The organism is Kutzneria sp. 744, assembly GCF_000568255.1.
Lineage (GTDB): Bacteria > Actinomycetota > Actinomycetes > Mycobacteriales > Pseudonocardiaceae > Kutzneria.
The window spans coordinates 4,235,262-4,237,029 of sequence record NZ_KK037166.1 but is presented as its reverse complement, the minus strand read 5'-3'; the positions used below and the strand labels follow the sequence as shown (position 1 = coordinate 4,237,029).

Sequence of the window (1,768 nt, the reverse complement as noted above, 5' to 3'; positions counted from 1 at the left end):
GCAGCGCGTGCGACAGCAGCGGCAGCGCCCCCGCGTCGTAGCTGCCCTGGCCGTTGCGCGACGTGTTCACGCCCAGGTCCGACAGCATCAGGTCGACCAGGCCCGACTCCAGCGTCAGGCCCACGGCACGGGCCGGGCGCGCCACGGCCTCCCGCAGCTCGGCCACCGTCATCGCGCCCAGCACCATCTGCCGGTCCTGGAGCGCCTCGGCCAGCTCGCGGTAGTCCAGACAGCGGCCGTAGAAGTCGGCCCGCACGCCCAGCACCACCAGCGCCTGGCCCTCGCCCGTGCACGCCGCGTGCAGCGCCGCCACGAACAGCCCGCGCCGCGCCTCCTCGTCGGCGAGCGTGAACGTCTCCTCGAACTGGTCGACCATCAGCACCGGCCGCGCGCCCGGGCCGGCCACCCGCTCGCCGTAGGCGGCCATCGCCTCGCGGACCTTGGCCGTGAACTTGTCCTCGTCGAAGTCGGTGAAGCCGTCGTCCACCGCCTCGGCCAGCTCCGGCACCAGCCGCACCAGCTCCTTGAGCGGGTCCACGGTCGGCGTCAGCACCACCGTCGGCCACGCGCCCGGACCCAGCGCGCCCTCCTGCACCGCCGGGCCCAGCCCCGCGCGCATCAGCGACGACTTGCCCGCGCCCGAGGCGCCGACCAGCATCACGATGCCGCCGGTCCGCACCGCCGACGCTAGCCGCGACACCAGGGCCGCCGTGCTGCGCTCACGGCCGTAGAACCAGCCCGCGTCCTCCTGCCGGAACACCGCCAAGCCGCGGTACGGGCAGGCGCCGGAGTCCTCGGCCGGCTCCGCCGGCGTCTCCTCGTCCGAGGTGACGGGGCTCGCCAGCGCCTGCTCCCACAGCCGGTGCCAGTCCGTCAGGTCGTACAGGCCCTCCACGACCGGCGTCGCCCGCAGCTTGCGCGCCTCGCCGACCAAGACCTCCAGCACCGCCTGCAACGCCGAGAAGCGCGCCGGCACGTTCCGGCCCCGCCGCCAGTCGCTGACCCGCTGCGCCGGCACCCGCACCGGGCGGCCCCGCTCGTCCACCTTCCGGGCCCGCGCCACCGACTCGGTGACCCGCTTCAGCGGCGGCTCGCCCGCCTCCGCGTACAGCAGCGCGAACCGCTCCGCGAACTGCCCACGAGGGCCAAGCACCGGTCCCGAACTGCTCATGTGTCGCGGCCCGCCCGTAGTCGTGTCTGCCGGCCGCCCCGTCCGGACCGGAAAACCATCTTCCCCATCTGAGCAGGCATTTTACGGACCGGAACCGGCGCGCGGGGGTCGGCCCCCACGCGCGGCTGACATGCTCGTTCCGGTGTGTTCCCGGAGGGTCCTCGTTGGGGAAGGCGGGGCGTTTCGGGGATGAGGTTCCAGCGGTGGCGGCCCCCGTTCGTCACTGAGGAGCAGAGGGGTCTCCTCAGTGGTGGGAAGCCGCCGAACTGGCGCCCGCACTGGGGGGAGACGACGACCCACCGGCCGCGCAGCCGGTACGAGCCGGTGGGTCCGAAGGGCTTGTCGGCCGCCGAACCCGCTACGGCACGCCGACGGACCCGCGGCGAGGTTGTGATTTTTGTTTGTATTTAGAGATAATCGTTCAGTTATGATTTGACGTAACAGCACTTCGACTGATACTATCACGTATCTCCAGGCTGCAATATGGCACCCGTCAACAAACACACTGATTGACTTAATAATTCCCGCACACCGTTTGCGACGGCGTTGAGAAGAGAATTAGAGAAAAATATGTTTTTTGTTTATTTTTTTTTTTTT

Annotated in this window: 1 protein-coding gene; it reads right to left on the bottom strand. The window is 69.9% G+C overall.

The window, feature by feature from the left end:
* The coding region (locus tag KUTG_RS61420; RefSeq protein WP_043718577.1) for an ATP-binding protein at positions 1-1,153 on the bottom strand (1,153 nt) is incomplete at its 3' end.
* Positions 1,154-1,768: the final 615 nt, after the last annotated feature.